Below are 14,919 nucleotides of genomic sequence, written 5' to 3'. Positions count from 1 at the left end.
CGCCTGTGCCCTCCAGAGAAAGCGCGATGACCCCATGGGAATCTCCACGGCAACCCTCACGGCAACGCTCGTGAAGAAGCGTTCCAGACTTGCGGCGGTGATCGCCGTGGCGGCCGTCGTCGTCTCGGCGCCGTACGCAACGGCGGCGGCCCAGCAGTCGTCCCCGAAGCCGGTCGTCAGTGGCGTGAGAACCCTTGCCGCGTTCGACTTCACCTCTGGCGAGGCGCCGGAGAACATCGCTGTCAACCCGGACAACTCACTGACCGTGTCCACGCTGGGCGGGCACGCTGCGGCGGGGGAGCGTCCGGCCCTGCTGCGGGTCGAGACGTCCGGGCGCAGCACGGTGCTCGTGTCGGGGCAACCAGGCGACGCATTCAGCGGCATCACGCGCGACCACGACGGCACCACCTACTACAACGTGGTTTCTGATGACGCGTCCCGGGCTGGCGTATGGCAGCTGCCTCCGGACGGCACCCCGCGCCGCATCGCCGTCCTGCCCACCGACGGACTCCCCAACGGCCTGGCCATCGATCCCGCCGGACGCACCCTGTACGTGGCGGACAGCAGCAAGTCCACCGTCTGGGCCGTACCGGCCTCCGGCGGAAGGGCGACCGCCTGGCTGACCGACCCCGCCCTCGCGCCCGACCCGTCCATCCCGTTCGGCGTGAACGGACTCCGCTTCCACAGGGGAGCTGTCTGGGTTTCCAACACCGCGAAGGGCACCCTGCTGCGGATCCCGGTTACTGCCACCGGCTCCCCCGGCCGGATCCACACCGTCACCAGCGGCCTCACCGGCGTCGACGACTTCAACTTCCTCAGCGACCGCTCCGACGTGGTGTTCGCCGCGCAGAACGGCCTCAACCAGGTCGCGGTCGTCCACCCCGACGGGACCGCCGAGTCCGTCCTGACCGTCTCGGACGGCCTCGCTTCACCAACCTCCGTCGCGGTACGCGGAGACCGGCTCTACATCACCAACGCCGGCTTCGCCGAGCCCCACCACGCGAAGGTGCAACGCGGAACGATCAACCCCGCCGTACTGAACTGCGGACCGGTCTCCTGAACCTGCCGCTGCTGAGACGGCAGCAGCAGTTCCCCGCGCTCTTCGATGAGATCCTGGCAGCCGCCGGCATCCAGATCGTGCTCACCGGCGTCCGAGGCCGCGCTTGAACGCGATCATGGAGCGCTGGGTCCAGGCCTGCCGCCACGAACTCCTGGACCGCACCCTCATCCGGAACGAGTGCCACCTACGCCACGCTCTCCGCCAGTTCGAGGCGCATCACAACGCCCACCGGCCCCATCAAGCGATGAACCAAGCAGCACCACTGCGCGCGGTCCCCGAACCAATCAGCGATCCCGGCCGCATCGCCTTCTGGACATACGCCGCCGAGACCGGCTCCCCGGAGTGATCCACGAGTACCGGCACGCTGCCTGACCCGGGCAGACGAAATATTCGGCAGCCGCACTCTCGTGGTTCCGCTTGTCCACGTCGGGTCCGTGCCGTCACGAGAAGTTGGAGACTGCCGCCGAGAGCTGGATACAGTGATCGGCGTGGTAACGGCGGACGCGCCGGTGGTCTTCTCCGCGGTGTGCAGCTCACTGGCGGGGTGCAGGGGCCCGCCCGCGATCTCGGCGAAGTTCAGTTACGCCCGCAGCACCCGCAGCGCGGTCCGTCCCCACCCCGACCCAGGGCGTCGTCTCGATCCGGTCCCGCAGCGCGGCGCTATGTGCCGGGCGTGCCGACCGCCTCGTGTTCGCGCTGAATCCCGGTTCCGCCACCAGCATGCTGCTCGCCGCAGGAATCGGTACCGCCCCGGTCCTGGGACTCGCCCGGGCCCTGAGCCGATTTCCGGGACGACGCCGTGTATTTCGTGCTGATTGGTCGTCGGAAAATCAGCCGTCGGTTCCGCCAGTCCGCTAGGCGGCAAGCTGGTGGAACCGCGACCCGTGGAAGACCAGCGGGGGCGTCAGCGGCTGGGCGGCGAGCGCGAGGACTCGGAGTAGGACGATGATGTGGTCCCCTGCGGGGACTTCTTCGTGAATCCTGCATTCGAACAGGGCAACTGCGTCTTCCAGGTGCAGTGCGCCGGATTCCGTAGTCGTCGTCGTCAGTCCCTCGAAACGGTTCCCGGTACGTGAGGCGAGTTGCCGGCCCGCCAGATCGTGAGTCGCGGAGAGAACACTGACGCCAACGGCCGATGCCTGGCGCAGCTTTGGCCATGTGCTGGAGTCCTTGCCGATGCAGACGGACACGAGCGGCGGGCTCAAGGAGACCGAGGTGAACGAGCTCACCGCCATGCCAACCTGTTCGCCGTCCACTTCGGCGCAGACGGCGGCGACTCCGGTGGGGAAGCAGCCGAACGTACGGCGCAATGTGGACGTATCAGGGTCGGAACCGATTGTCTCAAGAGTGCTCATGGTGCCTCCTTTAGGGCTGTTGCAGGCGTCGTCATGGGCGATATCGGAGAAAAGGTGCTCTGCTGGGCGATGCGGAAGGCGTACCGAAGCTCGCGCCAGCCGCCGTCCCTCTTGCGGCCGTCGGGAGCAGGGCCGGTGCGCGGCACGAAGTCGACCACGAGGTCGTCCTTCACCCCGAACACCGCGTCGGAGTCGATATAGCTGCCCCCGCGGACGAAGAGTTGTGTGATCAGCTGCTGGTAGCCCTCCGCGGAGATCAAGAAGTGCAGGTGGGGGGCCCGGTAGGGGTGGCGGCCGGTGGCGGCGAGCATCTGTCCGACCGGTCCATCCGTCGGGATCGGGTACTCGGAGGGCAGGATGCTCCAGAAGCGCAGCCGTCCGTGGGGGTCGGTACGGAATCTGCCGCGCAGCACGGGGCCGTCGAGGTCGGGCAGTTGCACGTCGTAGAAGCCGTCGTCGTTGGACTGCCAGATGTCCACAACCGCACCGGCCACCGGCCGGTCGTCCGTGTCGGTGACGGTGACGTCGACGTACAGCGGGATGCCGGGAAGGCCCTGTGACACGTCGGTGTCCTGCGCCAGTGCGGGCGGGCCTTCGACATAGAACGGACCCAGTACGGCCGACGGGGTGGTGTCGGGGGTACGGGAGTTGGTGAGGACGTCGACCACGCTCGAGAGCCCGAGCGTGTCGGAGAGCAGCACCACTTCCTGGCGTGTGGGGGTCGAGATCTGCCCGGTGCGGGTCAGGAAGTCGACGCCTCGCGCCCATTCCGCCTGGGTGAGTGCGTTGTCGACCGCGAAGCCGTGGAGCCGACGAACCAGGTCGCTGAGCAGGTCGCGCAACCGTGTGTCGGCGGCACCGGTGAAGGTGGCGACGACCTGCTCGGTCAGCCGATGGATGCTCAGCGGTGCGGCGAGGTCTACGGCGGCGGGGTCCGGCCGGTCACCGTGCCAGGCATGTCGCAGCAGGCCGAGGATGCCCTCATGTGTCAGCGCTGCCGGGTTGGGGTAGGGCGTGGCCACGGCCAGGTCGGCAGCCCGGACCAGGTCCACCTCGCGCATCCCGAAGCGGCGTAGGGCGGTCGGCCCGCCGCATTCGACGATCAGGTCGAAGACTGCGGTCGGGGCGTCGGCGGCCCCGAGCACGTCGGCGATGCGTCGCATTGCCTCTGGCGCCGCCGCGGCGTTGTAGGCCATGACATGTGGGAGGACCACCGTGTGCGCCGGCGAGTGGGGAAGGTCGAAGCTGCCGCCGAGGGTGTGGCAGAGCTTGTGGTGCAGTCCCATGCCGGCCACACCGAGGCACATGCCCGCCAGCCATGCGCCGTGCAGGAGATCCGATCGGGTGTCGAGGTCGGCGGGGTCGGCGGCGAGCCGACGCAGCCCACGGGCAAGCCGACCGATCGCTTCTAGGGCCATTCCGTCGACGACCGGATTGGCGTCGGGCGAGTAGAGCGCCTCGACGGCGTGGGCCATCGCGTTGACAGCGCTGGTCACCGTCAGCGGCACCGGGAGTCGCCGGGAGAGTTCGACGTCGTAGATCACGGTCTCCGGAAGGATGTCCGGCGACGAGCGCGTGGTCTTTACCCCGTTCTCGGTCTCGCCGAGCACCGGGGTGACCTCGGATCCGGCATAGGTCGTCGGGAGGATCACCTGATCGACGCCGGTCCTGGCGGCGAGGGCCTTGGCCAGTCCCGTGGTCGAGCCGCCGCCGACCGCGACGACGCAGTCCGCCTGAGCTTGGCGCAGCACCTCGAGCGCCCGTTCGGTGACGTCGACCGGGGTGTGCATGGCGGCACCGTCGAAGCGGGCGGCGGCCAGCGGACCGAGAACCTTCTCGACCCGGTCCGCCACATCGCCGACATGCGGGTCGGCCAGGACGAGCACACGGTGGTGGCCGAGCCTCTCGGCCTCGGCGCGGACCTGGTCGAAGGTGCCGGTGCCGAACACGACACGGGCCGGGTGAGCTGTGTAGGAGAAGGAAGGCATCGTCAGGATCCTCTCGGTGCGACGGTGGTGCTGGCAGCGGTCCGCGAGCTGCTGATCCGGTCGGGTGTTGATGTCACGGCTGCAGGTGCTTGTCGAGCCAGCCGGTGACGACGTCGAGCACCTCTTCCTTGTTCCGCTCGATCATCATGAGGTGACCGTAGGGGTGCACACCGAGCTCGCCGAGACGCAGATGGTCGACGTCTGTGCAGCCCACCTGCTGCAGGAAGGCGACCGTACTGGCTGCCGTCGACAAGGCTCTGGCCGTTCCGTTCTTCATAGCCGACGCCAACCCAGACGTAACCCTGGGCAGCGATGCGAAGACTGGACTCGCTCATGATGTTCCGCCGTATGCGCTTCCTCTTCTTGGCTTGTTGGCGCATCCCGCTTTTCGTGAATCGAGTGTCAGACTGCTGTCGTGTTCCGCTTCCGCAGAACGGGCATGATCTCTTCTACGAACAGCCGCCTCTCCTGCGCGGAGAAGAGTTCGACGAGCAGCCGACGCGCACCGGTTTCGTCGATCGTCTGCTGGAGGCTGTCGATCACCTGGTCAGGCGTGCCGGAGACGACGATGGCCGGCCGGTTCTTCTTGCCGGAGCCACTGCCGGCATGGAACTCGGCGTCGGCAGGGAGAGCGCGCTTGCCTCCCGCCGTGAAGAACGAGATGAACCGCCCCAGGGAGTGCGTCATCCTCGCGAGGTTGCGTTCGGCTTCGTCCTCGGTCTGCCCGATCGCGACGAACCGCTCGACCAGCATGTTCGCGCCGGACCTGTCATGGCCGTTCTCGGCGGCCACCTTGATGTAGCCCTCCAGCGCGTCGCGATGTTCCTGGTTGCTGCCGAAGTTGCGCATGGCGTTCCAGCCCCGCGTGGCGGCCTGTTGCATCGTGCCCATGCTTGCCGCGCCCAGCCAGACCGGGAACGAGTCCTGCAGCGGGCGGGTCGCGATGGTGGTCGGCTGCGTGACCTTGTAGAACTTTCCGTCGTACGTGAAGTCGCGCTCGGTGAGCGCGAGTTGTAGCACATCGAGGCTTTCCAGCCAGCCTTGGCTCAGCTCGTCCGGGGACAGATCCCGACCCACCGCGATTTGTGCCTCCCCCGGCACGCCCCGGCCCACGCCCAGTTCGAACCGGCCCCCGCTCAGCAGGTCGAGGGTGCCGGCCTCCTCCGCCACCCGGATGGGATGGTAGAGCGGCAGCGCGGTCACGGCCGTCCCGAGCCGGATCCGGCTCGTACGCACCGCCGCGGCGGCCAACAGCAGGTGCGGGGAAGGACAGGTCATCATCGGCACGTGATGCTCGGTCACCGACACACCGTCAAAGCCTGACTCCTCGGCCTCGACCGCGAACTGCACGAAGTCGTCCACCTGGCGCTTCTGCCACTGCGGGTCGTACACATCCGGATCCGCTTCCTCAGCATGCAGGCCCACGCCGTAGGTGTGCACGAACTTGAGTGTCTGCGGGCTGTCGCTGAGCGCTTCCATGAGCTCAACCCTCCTAGGGAAAGCGGAAGAGGTGATTAGGGGACTTCTGACGGATCTCCGTGGAAGAAGGAGCGGCGTCCGGTGCGTGCGGCTGGGGGTGCCCCCAGCGGTAGCTGCGGGAGTGCATGCCGGGCGTCGCGACACCGCGGAGATCCGTCAGAAGCCCCCTAGGTGCCGAGAATGTTTCGGCCGTGTCGCGACGATAAGTCGTTTGCAGTGCCACACCGATCCCCTTGGCGACGCACCGATCCGCTGCGCGACAGGAAACAGTGGGTGTGCCGGTACGGTGGCATAGCCTGGTGAGGCCGTCAGACCTGGGATGGCTCCACCGACGTCGCGCCGTCCGCCTGAGACGCACGCAGCGTGGGGCACGAAGAGACGGATACCCCTCGCCCAGGACGCCAGCGCCGGAACGGTCAGATCCATCCTGGTCCGCAACCGGACCCGTCCGACGACGTGCCTGCCCAGCATGGTGCGAGGAGGAGTGCCCGCGACGGCAGGTTCTTTGATGGTCTCGTCCATGCGTGTCCGTGAACCGCCGCTTCGGCGCGGGAGTGGCACGGGTTTCGACGACGTGGACGTCGTAGCCCATCCCATGCCGGCCTTCGCCGGCCAGCCGAAGCCCAGCTTCTGGGGCAGGTGCTCCACTCGATGCCGATGTCCAGCACGAACAGGATCCCGGTCCGGCTCCTGGGGCCGTCTTCCGACCAGCTTCGGACCCGACTTGGGCAGCGAGGGTTCGATCCGCGACCGCAGTTCATCCGCCACGAACTACGGTCGCGACTGACGTGTTCAAACGGCCAGACCCACGAGCACTCCCTTCAACGAAGAGCGATCGCGTTGGCGGGGGAACCGATACCACCGACGATGCTCAGGGGTGCCACGGTCAGAAGGAGTGACCATCGTCGGTCGGCCGCGCACGAGGCGGCAAGCGCGTCAAGGTTCCAGAGTTCACCGATGGGCATGCCCAGCAGACCGATGATGGCCCGATGCATGATCCCCGAGTGCGGGTCGCGGAAACCCTCGTCTCGCTCGGCGTGTGTGTAGAACGGGCTGTCGGGGGCGGCAGGCCAGCGCTCGAGCGCGAAGTTGTCTGCAGCGATGAGGCTGACCTGGTGATCCCAGAGCCAGGCCAATACGTCATGGGACTGTTCGAGGCCGGGATGGAACTGCTCGGTCCGCAGGTCCGCCCGCACCTGCGGGGAGGCATCCTCCAGATACCACCGCAGCCAACCGAACCGGATGAGCACGATGTCCCCGGGCCGGACGGTCACGTCTTGGGCGGCTCGCGTCTCTTCCAGATCTCGGGCGGACACCGCGAAGTCGGAGTGCTGTTGGATCGGCCGGCCCTGGTCGCGCAGGTGGCGGTCGACGTCCAGGAGGACCGCTCGGCCCGCGACCGGGAGGGCGGCGATGTGATGTATGCCCAGCAGGTCCTCACCAGGAAGGAACAGACGGGGATCCGCTCCGTTGTAGAAGCCGTGCTCGGGATGCCCGATGTGCCGCAGTCCGTCTAGTTGCGAGCCGTACTGGGTGTAGAAGTGATCGAGCCACTCGTCACGGTGGAACGGCGTGCGTTCGAAGATGTGGTGCTCCACCGGACGGCGGGTCGGGGCCAGCGAAGGGTTGATGGCGGTCGAGGGCAGATCGAGGGAGAACGCTTGGCCGGCCTGTATCTCGCTGGCGGCGGCCCGCAGGTCGTTGAAGGCGAGGAAGTTCAGCGTGCCGAGTTGGTCGTGGGCGCCGAACAGTCCCCAACTGGAGCCGGGCGGTGCGTCAGTGCGGGTCCGCAGACCGGCGTAGGTCGGCACATTGACGGGCCGGAGGTCGGTGCGAGTGCGGTGTGGAGACATGCCCAGTCCGTTCATCGTGGCGACCGTCGGGTTGAACCAGGCGGAGATCATGAGTTGGCGTGTACGCCAGAGCCCAGGGCCGCACTGATCCTGGCAGCACCGGCGCGCAGGGGTGGGAGAAAAGTGCCGACGAGTTGTTCCATTGAGCACTCGAGAGTTCCGCAGGACAACGAAAGAGCGGCGATGACGCGGCCGTCGGCGTCGAAGACGGGCGCTGCCGCCGAGCGTCGGCCGATTTCCAGCTCCTGGTCGACGGCATCCCAGCCCCGCTCCCGCACGACGGCAAGTCGCTCCCGCAGCTTGTCGGGATCGGTCAGCGTTCGCTCTGTAAGGGGGGCAAGTGGTTGCGACAGCACCGCCTCGACCTCGCCAGATGTGGAGTGGGCGAGCAGTACGTGGCCCATCGAGGTTGCGTGTGCCGGAAGCCGGGTGCCGACCGCGAGATGGATACTGGCCACCCGCCCGAGCTGCACCCGGTCCACGTAGACGACCTCTGCGCCGTCCATGGCCGCCAGTGAAGTGCCCACTCCCAGTTGGTCGGTGAGCTCTTCCATCACAGGGCGGGCGACGTCGGTGAGTTTCACGGAAGACAGGTAGGCATAGCCCAGGGTCAGGACCTTCGGGGTGAGCGCGAAGAGGGAGCCGGTGGTTCGGGCGAAGCCCAAGTTCTCCAGCGTGAGCATGATCCGTCGGACGATCGGCCTGGACAGTCCAGTGAGTCCGGCGAGCTCTCCAAGGCTCAGTTGTGGACCTCGTCCGGAAAACGCGGCGATGACGGCCAACCCTCTTTCGAGGGTCTGCAGGTGATCACGCCGGTCATCGCTCACCGGTTCTCCTTTCCTCTTGACGGCCCTTTGCCGCTCTCCTATGTTGACGTATGTCGCATTGCGATGTCAATGGTCGCAATGCGACTAAGACGAAGGGATGTGAGTTGGGTGTCCGACGACCGCGTTGTCACCCTTGTCGAGGACCTTGAGCGGACGCTCCTCGATTTCATTCGCAAGCACCACGTAACCCACGATGAATACCGGGCGGCGACCGACTTGATCATCGCCGAGGTGCAGGCCGGCGAGGCCAGCCTGCTGTTCGACGTCTTCTTCGAGGCGGCAGCCACGGACGTGCAGAACGAGGGCCGCGCCGGCAGCATCGAAGCCATCGAGGGGCCCTTCTACGTGCCGGGCGCACCGTGGCTCGAGGGGCCGCCCTACCGCATGCCTCAACGCCCGGACGAGGAGGGTGTCCCACTCGTTTTCCACGGGCGAGTCACCACGGAGGACGGCACGCCCCTGGGTGATGTGGAAATGGATCTCTGGCACGCCGACGCGGACGGCTTGTACTCCCAGATCCATCCGGGCCTACCGGAATGGAACCTGCGTGGACGCTTCCGCTCCGACGATGAGGGGCGCTACGAGGTTCACACATTCGCGCCGCCGCCTTACGAGATCCCCAAGGACGGCCCCACCGGCAGGGTGTTGAACGCGCTGGGGCGACACTTCTTCCGGCCAGCCCACCTTCACGTGAAGTTGCGCCACCCGTATTTCGGTGAGCGCACCTCGCAGCTGTACTTCGAGGGCGGACAGTACCTGGAGACCGACGTTGCCAGCGCTGTACGCGACGAACTCGTCATCGCCGCGGAGCTGGTCGAGGACCGTGATCGCATCGCTCACCACGGCTTCACCGACACCTTCGTCGATGCACGGTACGACTTCGCCTTCACGCCGTCGGACGCGGTGTCGCGTGCCTGAGCCGACCGCTCCGGAGACCCGCCGCCGGACTCTGCCGATCACAGCCGTCGAGACTCACATACTCGACATTCCCCTGGTCCGACCGCACAAGTTCTCGGTTGCCACGATGCACACCCAGGGGGTGCTGCTGATCCGGCTCGTCACCGACGACGGTGTTGTCGGCTGGGGCGAAGGAGTCGTACCGGGCGGACCGTGGTGGGGCGGTGAATCGATCGAAGGCATGGCAGCGCTCGTAGACCGGTATCTGGCGCCGGTGGTGGTCGGGCAGGACGTCCTCCGGCCCGAGGCCCTGGCCCGTCGGATCGAGCGGGCCGCCCCCGGTGCGCCATTCGCGCGGGCGGGATTGGAGACGGCAGCCTGGGACGCAGCCGGGCGCGCGCTCGGCCTGCCGGTCCATCAACTGCTCGGTGGACCTCATCGCGACCGCCTCCCGGTGACCTGGGCCCTGGGCACGGATTCCGTTGGATTCGTCGTCGAGGAAGCCCGCCGCCTATTGGAGGAGGGCAGGCACAGGTCGTTCAAGCTGAAAATGGGCGGTGAGGAGCCCGCGGCTGATGTGCGACGTGTCAGTGCGATCGCTGATGCCCTCGCGGAAGACGCGTCTCTGGCCGTGGACATCAACGGCGCCTGGGACGAGTACACCGCACGGCGCTGGCTGCCCAGCCTCGCCGACGCCGGGATCCGCCTCGTCGAGCAGCCCGTACCTGCAGCCGGCCTCGGCTCGCTCGCTCGCCTGCGGCAGCAATCCGGTTCGGCGCTCATGGCCGACGAATCGGTGTGGACGCCGGCGGACGCCCTCGGTCTGGTCACGGCGCACGCCACTGACGTCGTCTCGCTGAAGATCGGCAAGAGCGGTGGACTGTCCGCGGTGCGGCGGATCGCGGCTATTGCCGAAGCAGGCGGTATCGGCTGCTACGGCGGTACGACCATCGAGACCTCGCTGGGTACCGCCGCGTCGGCCCACGTGTTCTGTACGATCGGTGCGCTCGACTTCGGGACCGAGCTGTTCGGTCCGTTCCTGCTGAGCGACGACATCGCCACAGAGCCGGTGCGCTACGAGGCGGGGGAACTGATCCTCGGCTCCGGTCCAGGATTCGGGATCACGATCGACGAAGAAAAGCTGGCGAAGTACAAGCGCCGCTGAGACCTCCCCGTCCATGCGTTGCCCTCTCGGTGACCTTTCTCGTGTCGCGAAGCGGATCGGTGCGTCGCCGAGGGGATCGGCGGGGCAACGGCTGGGACCTATCGTCGCGACACTGCCGAAACCCACACGGCGATTGATCGTCTTGTCCGCCGCCCCGTGGAGGCCGAGCTCATGGACGCGCTCAGCGACAGTCCCAGGAACTTGGGTTCGTGCACACCTCCGGTGCAGGAATTGACGAAATTCGTGGAGTTCACGATCAAGACCGATAGGTCGGAGTGTTCGTCGGCCATATCGATAGCAGAGATATCCAATTGGGCAACGGGGCCAGCCAATGGCTATTTCCTTCGTATGCGTTGACGTGGACGACATGGGGGGCATGAGGGGAATCGTCCTCGGGCGAACAACGATTACCACACCATCACTAGGGAGCCGCATCAATGGCCACGTTCACCGACGACCCGACCAGGCCGAAGTTCGCAATCACGCAGGCGGTTCGATACACCGGAGCGGTGGGTCTCGACGAGTTCGACCACGACCTGGCCGCCAACGAGGTGCACCGCTTCGTTGACAACGTGGAGTGGTTCGAGAAACTCGGCTACGACATGGCGACGATCACCGAGCACCACTTCGGGATGTTCGGTTCGCTGAGCCCGGCGCCACACCTTGCGCTGGCGGCAGCCGCCGTCCGCACCAGCAAGATCCGACTGGCCACGGCGGTCACTGTACTGCCCTTCCGGAGTCCGCTGATCGTGGCCGAAGAAGCCATTCTGCTGGACAACCTCAGCCGCGGACGGTTCGAACTGGGCCTCGGTCGCGGAGCATCGCCGATCGAGACGCTGCCCTTCGGAATCTCCATGGACGAGGTGGGCCGTCGCTGGAACGAGGGGCTTGAAATCGTCGACCTGGCGTTGACGCAGACGGAGTTCACTCACGAAAGCAGTCTGCCGTACGGAAACGTCCCGGTACCGACGACGGTGTTTCCGCCCTCCTACCAGCGGCTCCTTCCGATATGGATCGGCGCGGTATCGCCGAATTCCGCGGTAACCGCGGGTTCGAGGGGTTACAACCTGATGCGCAACCTGGGCGACGCCGCCACGCACGCCAAGGTCATTTCGGGGTATGTCCAGGCAGCTCAGGAGAACGGGCACAACCTCACCGGGGCGAACGTGATGATCGAGCGTTTCGTATCGTGCTCAGAATCCGCAGACGAAGCCGCGGAGACGCTGGGCGAGTTCTTTACCGTCGCGGGCAAATACGCGGACAAGCTGCGCAAGCAGTTCGAGCTCGGGGAGGACATTCCGATGTCGAGCACCGAGGCGGAGCTCGCGGCCGCGACAGCCGGCCGGCTCGCCATCGGTGGTCCTCCCGACCTGGACCTCACGAGCATGTTCGTCACCGGAACCCCGAAGACGCTCGCGGACAGCATCGAGGAATTGATGGTCGAGACCGGCTGCAACCGGATCCTGTTCGCGATCGACGACCGCGACCGCAAGACCGTCGAACTGATCGCGTCGCAGGTGCTGCCGCGACTCCGGAAGGTCGACGTACAGGTACAGGGGATGTGACGGAGGACTCAGAACGGTCCTCGCAAACAGCAGTGTGAGGTGGAGGAGTTCGTGGATGTGACGCTGCGGGCGAGGGGCGGGCTTCGGCAGCGAACCGAGCGCAAGCTTCCTCGGGAAGTCTCGACCGAATCCGCCACCCCTGCAGCGGACCAATCAACGCGACCGGCGCGGTGCCGCAGGGTGTCGACGCCTGGGACCGCGACGAAGCCGTTCCCACAGATGTGATTCAGGTACTGAAGGAGCGAATCGTGGACGACAAACTGACCCCGGGGCACCAGAACGCGTGGCTGCAATGACGAAGGCATCAAGTGCAGTCCGCCTCGCCGAACAAGGCCACTTCTGGGTGGGTGTGACCTATGAGGAGCGCAGCGGTCGCACCACGCCCGACGGCAGCCAGCTCTATGTCGAGTTCCAGAAGCCGGAAGAGCAGACCAAGCCGTACCCAGTGGTGCTGGTCCACGGTGGTGGTGGCCAAGGCCTGGACTGGCTGGGGACGCCCGACGGCCGGCCGGGATGGCGGACCTTGCTGGTCCAGCGCGGCTATGCGGTCTACGTTGTGGACCGGCCCGGGCATGGCCGTTCGCCCGTCCGGCCGAGCGGGGACGGCCCGCCGGAACTGCTTCCGACTGTCGAGAGCGTCGGTCCGATGTTCGCGGGGGCGGGCAACCCCGCTCACACCCAATGGCCTGGCACGGGGCTGGCGGATGATCCGGCGCTGGCCCAGTTGCTCGCGGAAATGAGCCCGATGCCCGGAGAGCTGGCCGCGCACCATGAAGCGATGCGGCGCCGCGGTGGCCAACTCCTCGACATCATCGGGCCGGCGATCGTCATCACCAACTCGGCCGGCGGCCCGACAGCTTGGCTGATGACCGACGAGCGACCCGATCTCGTCCGTGCTGTGGTGGGACTGGAGCCCCTCGGCCCCACAGGGCCGTTCCCGATGCCTTGGGGCCTCGCAGCCAGCCCTCTCACCTATCACCCACCGGTCACGGATCCCGGCGGCCTTGAGCTGGTCGACGTGCCGAGCGAGGAGGGCGGACCGGCCTTGCGGCTGCAGGCGGAGCCAGTGCGGAGCCTTCCCCACCTCGCCGACGTGCCGATTGCCATCGTGTCGGGAGAGCAGTCGGTCGCCTCGGCGATGGACGCAGGCACTGTTGCCTTCCTCCGGCAGGCCGGATGCCGTCAGGTCGATCACCTCCGGCTCGGTGAGCTGGGTATCCACGGTAACGGGCACCTGATGATGATCGAACGGAACAACGAACGGGTGCTCGACGCCGTCACTTCCTGGCTGGAAAAGCGTTTGGGTTGAAGCACGCCGACCGCCCGCGTTGATCGTCACACAGGCATCGGACGGGTCATGCAAGGCGGCCGAGTCCAGCGGCGTACAGGTTGGATGCATTTGGCGATCGGTGCGGGGCGGGACAAGGATTTGAGGTATCGGGAGTTCGCGCACCGGGCGAAAGCAGCTTCGCGAGTGTCGCAGGCGTCCTCGTTGGCGGACGGAAGGGCGTTGGGATCGTATGGAAGAGACCGTCGGAGAGCCCGCCGTCGCAGGCGTTCCTCTGTTGCGGCGCTTCACGGTGTTCGAGGCAGCGGGCATAGACGAGGTCCGACCCCGAGTCGCCCAGCTGCTGTCCTCCTTCCGCCCTACCGCCGGAGGCGGTAGCGGGATGTTGTGTGATCTGTCGGCCGTGGGCTTCGGACCGTTCTCCCTCATCTACGCACGTACCTACGGTGACGAGTTCGCTGTCGAGCTCACCGAGCAGGTTTCCTACTACGATGTGAATTTCGCTCTGTTCGGGACCAACCAGGTGGACACCGATGAGGAACGACTGGTCCTCACACAGCAGTCGGGCTGCATCCTCTCACCGGGCATGGGGGCGAAGATGCAGGTCAGCGATGGGTACAGGCAGCTGCACCTGCGTATCGAACGTTTCGCTCTGGAGCGTTGCCTGGAGCAGATGCTCGGCAGGCACGTCGTCGGCCCGGTCCGGTTCCGGACCGGGATGGATCTGACCGTTCCGGCACTGGCGTCCTGGGCGAGGGGTATCCGTCTCTTCGTACGGGACCTGGACGAGGTGTCGGGTCTGAGCGCGTTCGGGCCCGAGCTCAGCCCCTGGGCCAGCTTTGTCATGACCGGGCTGCTGCTCGCGCAGCCACATGACCACTCCGCACAGCTGGCCCAGCGGCTGGCTGCTCCAGCCCGCCCGCCGTCGGTCAAGCGCGTGGTCGAGCTCATCGAGCGGGACCCGGGCGGCGATCTGTCGCTGGCGCGGCTCTCGGCCGTGTCAGGTGTCGGACCGCGGTCCCTGCAGCGCAGCTTCCGCAGGCATACCGGGGTGTCGCCGCGGGAGTACATCCAGAGTGTCCGGCTCGCGCGGGCGCATGAGGACCTTGTCGCCGGGGCGGGCGCGACGGTCGCCGACATCGCCCTCCGGTGGGGTTTCAACCACGTACCGCGCTTCGCGCACGCCTACAAGGAGCGCTACGGCGTGCCTCCCTCCACCACGCTGCGTGCGTCTCAGGCGGAAATGATGACGCTGAAGGACCGTTTCCGTTCCTGACCCACATGCCGCCCGTATTCGGGCTTCGAACGTGTCCCGCTAGTGCTGTGACCGCGTTGGTTCGCCGGGTTGGTCAGGCCACGCTGGTGAGGGGGCGTCCGCCCCATCGGATGCCCTTCTCGCTTCGGATGCGGGCGCGTTCCTTGCGTTCGGCGGCGAGGACGTC

The 14,919-nt window shown here is 66.8% G+C and carries 13 protein-coding genes; 7 read left to right on the top strand and 6 right to left on the bottom strand.

Going from position 1 to position 14,919, the window contains the following annotated elements; translation table 11 throughout:
- Positions 1-70: 70 nt before the first annotated feature.
- Positions 71-1,060 carry an SMP-30/gluconolactonase/LRE family protein gene (locus tag GRC12_RS20280; protein WP_308286583.1) on the top strand — a complete coding sequence of 330 codons (990 nt, stop codon included), beginning with the start codon at positions 71-73 and terminating at the stop codon, positions 1,058-1,060.
- A 115-nt stretch (positions 1,061-1,175) separates the two neighbouring features.
- Positions 1,176-1,406, top strand: coding sequence for a transposase (locus GRC12_RS45670; RefSeq protein WP_244373399.1), 231 nt, complete (start codon positions 1,176-1,178; stop codon positions 1,404-1,406).
- 508 nt (positions 1,407-1,914) lie between these two features.
- Here the strand turns inward: GRC12_RS45670 and GRC12_RS20270 are convergent.
- From GRC12_RS20270 to GRC12_RS20245, 6 genes are all read right to left on the bottom strand, one after another.
- Positions 1,915-2,415 carry a flavin reductase family protein gene (locus GRC12_RS20270; RefSeq protein ID WP_208780722.1) on the bottom strand — a complete coding sequence of 167 codons (501 nt, stop codon included), beginning with the start codon at positions 2,413-2,415 and terminating at the stop codon, positions 1,915-1,917.
- Positions 2,412-4,403, bottom strand: coding sequence for a maleylacetate reductase and hydroxyquinol 1,2-dioxygenase domain-containing protein (locus GRC12_RS20265; protein ID WP_208780721.1), 1,992 nt, complete (start codon positions 4,401-4,403; stop codon positions 2,412-2,414). The genes GRC12_RS20270 and GRC12_RS20265 overlap by 4 nt, the downstream gene beginning before the upstream one ends.
- A gap of 73 nt (positions 4,404-4,476) precedes the next feature.
- Positions 4,477-4,656, bottom strand: coding sequence for a hypothetical protein (locus GRC12_RS20260; RefSeq protein WP_208780720.1), 180 nt, complete (start codon positions 4,654-4,656; stop codon positions 4,477-4,479).
- Between the two features lie 149 nt (positions 4,657-4,805).
- Complete coding sequence (locus tag GRC12_RS20255; protein WP_208780719.1) at positions 4,806-5,882, bottom strand: LLM class flavin-dependent oxidoreductase; 1,077 nt, start codon at positions 5,880-5,882, stop codon at positions 4,806-4,808.
- Between the two features lie 821 nt (positions 5,883-6,703).
- Positions 6,704-7,786, bottom strand: a complete 1,083-nt coding sequence (locus GRC12_RS20250; protein ID WP_208780718.1) for a cyclase family protein — start codon at positions 7,784-7,786, stop codon at positions 6,704-6,706.
- A complete protein-coding gene (locus tag GRC12_RS20245; protein WP_208780717.1) occupies positions 7,783-8,562 on the bottom strand; it encodes an IclR family transcriptional regulator domain-containing protein in 780 nt (259 codons plus the stop codon). Before GRC12_RS20245 ends, GRC12_RS20250 begins: the two co-directional genes overlap by 4 nt.
- 108 nt (positions 8,563-8,670) lie before the next feature.
- On the opposite strand from GRC12_RS20245, the gene GRC12_RS20240 reads away from it, so the two are divergent.
- The 5 genes from GRC12_RS20240 to GRC12_RS20220 all read left to right on the top strand — a co-directional run bounded on the left by GRC12_RS20240 (position 8,671) and on the right by GRC12_RS20220 (position 14,753).
- The gene (locus tag GRC12_RS20240) at positions 8,671-9,480 is read left to right on the top strand and encodes a dioxygenase family protein (protein ID WP_208780716.1); all 810 of its coding nucleotides are present in this window, start codon (positions 8,671-8,673) and stop codon (positions 9,478-9,480) included.
- Positions 9,473-10,624, top strand: coding sequence for a muconate cycloisomerase family protein (locus GRC12_RS20235; RefSeq protein WP_208780715.1), 1,152 nt, complete (start codon positions 9,473-9,475; stop codon positions 10,622-10,624). Before GRC12_RS20240 ends, GRC12_RS20235 begins: the two co-directional genes overlap by 8 nt.
- A gap of 437 nt (positions 10,625-11,061) precedes the next feature.
- Positions 11,062-12,189 (top strand): LLM class flavin-dependent oxidoreductase, encoded by a 1,128-nt coding sequence (locus tag GRC12_RS20230; RefSeq protein ID WP_208780714.1) that lies wholly within the window; start codon positions 11,062-11,064, stop codon positions 12,187-12,189.
- A 292-nt stretch (positions 12,190-12,481) separates the two neighbouring features.
- Complete coding sequence (locus GRC12_RS20225) at positions 12,482-13,498, top strand: alpha/beta fold hydrolase (RefSeq protein WP_208780713.1); 1,017 nt, start codon at positions 12,482-12,484, stop codon at positions 13,496-13,498.
- 211 nt (positions 13,499-13,709) lie between these two features.
- A complete protein-coding gene (locus GRC12_RS20220) occupies positions 13,710-14,753 on the top strand; it encodes an AraC family transcriptional regulator (RefSeq protein ID WP_208780712.1) in 1,044 nt (347 codons plus the stop codon).
- The last annotated feature ends 166 nt before the right edge of the window (positions 14,754-14,919 follow it).

This window comes from Streptomyces griseorubiginosus, from assembly GCF_017614965.1.
GTDB lineage: Bacteria > Actinomycetota > Actinomycetes > Streptomycetales > Streptomycetaceae > Streptomyces > Streptomyces griseorubiginosus_B.
The sequence above is the reverse complement of the archived record's forward strand: the minus strand, read 5'-3'. Positions and strand labels throughout refer to the sequence as shown.